At 63.8% G+C, this 5,069-nt stretch carries 5 protein-coding genes; 1 reads left to right on the top strand and 4 read right to left on the bottom strand.

Annotated elements, in window-relative coordinates:
- Window positions 1-131: 131 nt before the first annotated feature.
- The 4 genes from ACVOLO_RS17915 to ACVOLO_RS17900 form a co-directional block, all read right to left on the bottom strand.
- Window positions 132-545, bottom strand: coding sequence for a roadblock/LC7 domain-containing protein (locus tag ACVOLO_RS17915; RefSeq protein WP_481571680.1), 414 nt, complete (start codon window positions 543-545; stop codon window positions 132-134).
- A complete protein-coding gene (locus tag ACVOLO_RS17910) occupies window positions 538-1,086 on the bottom strand; it encodes a GTP-binding protein (RefSeq protein WP_481571679.1) in 549 nt (182 codons plus the stop codon). The genes ACVOLO_RS17915 and ACVOLO_RS17910 overlap by 8 nt, the downstream gene beginning before the upstream one ends.
- On the bottom strand, window positions 1,083-2,057 hold the full coding sequence (locus ACVOLO_RS17905) for a hypothetical protein (RefSeq protein ID WP_481571678.1): 975 nt from the start codon (window positions 2,055-2,057) through the stop codon (window positions 1,083-1,085). Before ACVOLO_RS17905 ends, ACVOLO_RS17910 begins: the two co-directional genes overlap by 4 nt.
- A 399-nt stretch (window positions 2,058-2,456) precedes the next feature.
- The gene (locus ACVOLO_RS17900; protein ID WP_481571677.1) at window positions 2,457-4,688 is read right to left on the bottom strand and encodes an NADP-dependent isocitrate dehydrogenase; all 2,232 of its coding nucleotides are present in this window, start codon (window positions 4,686-4,688) and stop codon (window positions 2,457-2,459) included.
- A gap of 199 nt (window positions 4,689-4,887) precedes the next feature.
- On the opposite strand from ACVOLO_RS17900, the gene ACVOLO_RS17895 reads away from it, so the two are divergent.
- Window positions 4,888-5,069, top strand: a 182-nt coding sequence (locus ACVOLO_RS17895) for a hypothetical protein (protein ID WP_481571676.1), incomplete at its 3' end; no start/stop codon positions are given.

The following is a 5,069-nucleotide window of genomic DNA, read 5'->3' as shown; positions in this document are numbered from 1 at the left end:
CCACCGGCCGCGGCGGGGTCGCGCGGGCCCCCCCCCCCGCCCCTACACCCGCACACCGCGGCCATCCGCTTTTGCCAACCCGTAATCCCGAATCCCCAATCCCCAATCCCCGCCCCAATCCCCCCAACCACCTACCCCGCCAATTCCGCCTGGATCTTGCGGCCACATTCACGGGCGCTCCACAGCACATGGCCAATGACGCTGCGTTGCCCGCAGGCTGCCATCAACAGCAGGGAGCCCCGTGGCAAGGTCATCGACTGCATCAGCACCTTGCCCTCGCTGGCTTCGAGCATCAGCACCTCCATCGTGCCCAGCGACAGCTCCCGGCCCACCGCACTGGCCAGGGCCAGCATCGCGCTGGTCATGGCGGCCAGGCGCTCACCGCTGGATGCCTGCGTAGCCGCCTGCGCCAATGCAAAACCATCCACGCTGGCAATGACCACTGCGCTGACGCCATCCACCGATGCGCAGAATTCCTGCAACTGCCGCTCCACCAACGCTACTTCCCAGTCCTCAAGCACGCTGTTGCTCCCTGTGTCAGACATGCGCTTCCAGTAGCGCGGCCGCTTCCACTTCGCCCATCAGCACATCCATCAACATCATCACCGCATCCTCCGAACGTGCGTCGAAGGGCACCAGCGGCAACGGCCGGCCGGCCAGTTCCTGTACACGGCATTGGCACGCATCCAGATCCACATCCGGTGTCAGATCAAACTTGGAGACCCCCACCACCGCAGGCACGTTGGGGGCATGTTCGCGCAGTACCCGCAGATAGCAGCCCAGCGCCTCCACCACCTCCGCATTGGAGGCATCAGCCAGGATCACCACGCCACGCGCGCCCTGCAGCAATACCGGCCAGATGAAGGAAAAACGCTCCTGCCCCGGGGTACCGTACAAGCGCAGGCGGTCGCCGTTGGGCAGGTTTACATCGCCATAGTCCATTGCCACCGTGGTGGCCAGCTTGGACGAGCTGGTGTCGGTGTTGAGCACATCGGTATCAATCACGGTACCGCCGGCCACCGCGCGCACCAGGGTTGATTTGCCGGCACCCATCGCGCCCAGCACGACAATCTTGTGTTCGATCATGCAAAGCTTCCTGTGCGATTGCGGACGCTGCGCCACATGCGCGCAAGCAACGCGCTCGCCCCCTGCCTGGCCGGCGGCGGCGGTGGCGGTGCGACCTCGGGGATTCTCACTTCGGCATAACCGCACAGATAGGCCGAACGCATGAACGCACGGGTGGCGTCGATGTCCAGTTCAAGCAGGCGCGTGCATTCGTGCAGGCTGCAGGGCTTCTTCAGCAGCAGCGAACACAGCCGGAAGCCATCATGCTGATGCGCGAGTACGCGGAAATCCGGCCAGCGCAGCAGGCTGACCTGCGCATGCTGTTGCAGGCGGCGTTCAAAATCGGTCCAGTTGTCGCTGTGTTGTGCCATCTGCCACAGCAGCGGCCGCAACGGCTGCCGCGATGCCGTGCCGGACATTGCCTGGAAGCGTTCCAACGACATTTCCTGCAGCGCCAGCAGATCAAACACCTCTCCCAATTGCCGTGCCAGGTTCGGCTCGGCGGAAGCCTCGGTGTTCAACGACACGGCCTGGTCATGCTCAAAGTCGATCAGCAGCATGGGCCTGCCCTGCACGGACAACAGTGCATGGCCCTTCTTTTCCTGCAGGCGTTGCCGCAACAGGCGGGTGGTCTGTTTGGCGCCACTGGCCAGGAACAGCCCTTCCACATTTTCCGGAATCAATGATGACGTTGAAGGCGCCAGGGCGCGTTGAATCTGTGCGTCATCCAGGTGATGCGGCGAGGTTGAACGGCCATCGTGGACAAGACCTTCATCGTCATGCATCCACAACCGCATCGCCGGCCGCTTGCTCGCCATATGCATGGCTGCACTGCGCAACGCCGGCGTATCACGCACCAACAGCAGGTCGCACTGGTCAAGATCGACACAGCGCTGCAGCGCCTCCGGTGGCAATCCCGCCACCTGCCGCAACCGCCCCAGCAATGCCTGCTCCTCACGGGTGTCCGAGCCCACTACCAGCACCCTGGTCATGCCCCCTTCCCCTTTCGACGATGAGCGCCAAGCCCGATACCAGGTTTGTTCTATCAGGCTAGTCCAGATGCTGCGTGTGAAAGAGTGACTGCACCCACAGTTCAACTGCTCTGAAATTCCAAGCGTGATGCAAGGCTCAACACGGGCATTGATATCGCGCCGGGATACTGGGGCAGCCGTGTGCACGGCGGGTGAAAGTGCGCAGACAAAAACCTGGCAGACATGGATTTCAACGCCCGCTTTCCTGCGAAACAAGAACTGCTCACGCGCTGTCACGTTCGGCACAACACCGTGAGCGGCGTGGTGAAACCGGCTTCCATTGCTGCATAAAAAAAACCTGCGCCGATAAAGGCGCAGGTTTCCTGTTGGCTGCAAACCTGCCTTGGCAGGCGGCGGTGATCAGCCCTTCAGGCTGGCAACGGCAGCGTTGAGCGTGGCGCTCGGGCGCATGGCCTTGCCAGCCTTGGCCACGTCCGGACGGTAGTAACCGCCGATGTCCACGGCCTTGCCCTGCACCGCGGCCAGCTCGTCGACGATCTTCTGCTCGTTGCTGGTCAGTGCGTCGGCCAGCGGTGCGAACTTCGCCTTCAGCGCGGCATCGTCATTCTGCTCGGCCAGGGCCTGTGCCCAGTACATGGCCAGGTAGAAGTGGCTGCCACGGTTGTCGATGCCACCGAGCTTGCGCGAAGGCGACTTGTCGTTGTCCAGGAACTTGCCGTTGGCTTCGTCCAGGGCCTTGGCCAACACGGCTGCGCCCTTGTTGTCATAGCGCTGGGCCAGGTGTTCCAGCGACGCGGCCAGGGCCAGGAACTCGCCCAGCGAATCCCAGCGCAGGTAATCCTCCTCGACGAACTGCTGCACGTGCTTCGGCGCCGAACCACCGGCGCCGGTCTCGAACAGGCCGCCGCCGGCCATCAGCGGCACGATCGACAGCATCTTGGCGCTGGTGCCCAGCTCCAGGATCGGGAACAGGTCGGTGAGGTAGTCACGCAGCACGTTGCCGGTCACCGAGATGGTGTCCTGGCCCTTGCGGATGCGCTCCAGCGACACCGCAGTGGCTTCCACCGGCGACAGGATGCGGATGTCCAGGCCGCTGGTGTCGTGGTCCTTGAGGTACTTTTCGACCTTGGCGATCACCTGCGCATCGTGGGCACGGTTGGCGTCCAGCCAGAACAGCGCCGGGGTGTTGCTCAGGCGTGCGCGGCTGACGGCCAGCTTCACCCAGTCCTGGATCGGCGCATCCTTGGTCTGGCACATGCGCCAGATGTCACCGGCTTCAACGGCGTGCTCGAACACCACGTTGCCGGCTTCGTCGCTGACCTTGACCACGCCATCGGCGGCGATCTGGAAGGTCTTGTCGTGCGAGCCGTATTCCTCGGCCTTCTGCGCCATCAGGCCGACGTTGGGCACCGAGCCCATCGTGGCCGGGTTGAACGCACCGTGCAGCTTGCAGTCCTCGATCACCGCCTGGTAGACGCCGGCGTAGCAGCGGTCCGGGATGACGGCCTTGGTGTCCTGCAGCTTGCCTTCGGCGTTCCACATCTTGCCGGAGTCGCGGATCATCGCCGGCATCGAGGCGTCGACGATCACGTCCGACGGCACGTGCAGGTTGGTGATGCCCTTGTCCGAGTTGACCATGGCCACGGCCGGGCGCTTGGCGTACTCGGCGGCGATGTCGGCCTTGATGGCTTCCTGGGTGGCTTCGGGCAGCTGCGGCAGGCGTGCGTACAGGTCACCGATGCCGTTGTTGGCATCAAAGCCCACTTCCTTCAGCGCTGCGGCGTGCTTGGCCAGCACGTCCTTGTAGAACTCCTCAACCACGACGCCGAACATGATCGGGTCGGAGACCTTCATCATCGTGGCCTTCAGGTGCAGCGAGAACAGCACGCCCTGGGCCTTGGCATCGGCCACCTGCGCATCGATGAAGCTGGCCAGCGCGCGGCGCGACATCACCGAGGCATCGACGATCTCGCCGGCCTTCACCGCGGTCTTTTCCTTGAGCACGACGGTGCTGCCGTCGTTTTGCACCAGTTCGATCTTCAGGCTACCGGCGTTGGCAACGGTGGCCGACTTCTCGCTGCCGTAGAAATCACCGCCGTCCATGTGCGCGACGTGCGACTTGGAGTCGGCCGTCCACGCGCCCATGCGGTGCGGGTGCTTGCGGGCGTAGTTCTTCACCGACAGCGGTGCGCGGCGATCGGAGTTACCTTCGCGCAGCACCGGGTTCACTGCGCTGCCCTTGACCTTGTCGTAGCGCGCCTTGATGTCGCGCGAGACGTCGTCGGTGGGCGCATCCGGGTAGTTCGGCAGGATGAAGCCCTGGTCCTGCAGTTCCTTGATCGCGGCCTTGAGCTGCGGCACCGAGGCCGACACGTTGGGCAGCTTGATGATGTTGGCTTCCGGCTGGGTCGCCAGTGCGCCCAGCTCGGCCAGGTCGTCACTGATCTTCTGCCCGTCTTCCAGGTAATCCGGGAACTGCGACAGGATGCGACCGGACAGGGAGATGTCACGGGTTTCGACGGTGATACCGGCAGTGGCGGTATAGGCATCGATGATCGGCAGCAGCGACTGGGTGGCCAGGAACGGAGCTTCGTCGGTGAGCGTGTAGATGATCTTCGGCGTATTCGACATGGGGGCAGGAACTCTCTTGCTGACGGATGCGTTGTGCATGGGACGTGGTGGCCGGCCGTGGTGCGGGCGTCGCTGCAATAGCAGGCACCCGCCCCCGGCTTGGCCGCCGCCGTGGGGAACCCTTTGCATTGTCGCCTTTTCAACCGGGTCCGGCAAAAACGCGCCATACGCAAACGTAGGGACGAATGCAGCGTTTCCAATGCAACCGCGCGCAGCCCCTGCTGCTGCAGGCATCGGCGGAAAAGCGGCGGCGGTGGTCACAGTTGCAACGGATGCAGCACGGGGCCTGCCTGCGCGGGGAATGGATGAAACGGGGAAGACCATCGCACGAGCTTTGGCTTTGGCTTTGGCTTTGGCTTTGGCTTTGGCTTTGGCTTTGGC

This window comes from Stenotrophomonas sp. STEN056 (assembly GCF_056759635.1).
The sequence above is the reverse complement of the archived record's forward strand: the minus strand, read 5'-3'. Positions and strand labels throughout refer to the sequence as shown.

Coding starts and splice junctions, on each gene's coding strand:
- ACVOLO_RS17915 (WP_481571680.1), bottom strand. CDS start 545: ATGTCTGACACAGGGAGCAACAGCGTGCTTGAGGACTGGGAAGTAGCG.
- ACVOLO_RS17910 (WP_481571679.1), bottom strand. CDS start 1,086: ATGATCGAACACAAGATTGTCGTGCTGGGCGCGATGGGTGCCGGCAAA.
- ACVOLO_RS17905 (WP_481571678.1), bottom strand. CDS start 2,057: ATGACCAGGGTGCTGGTAGTGGGCTCGGACACCCGTGAGGAGCAGGCA.
- ACVOLO_RS17900 (WP_481571677.1), bottom strand. CDS start 4,688: ATGTCGAATACGCCGAAGATCATCTACACGCTCACCGACGAAGCTCCG.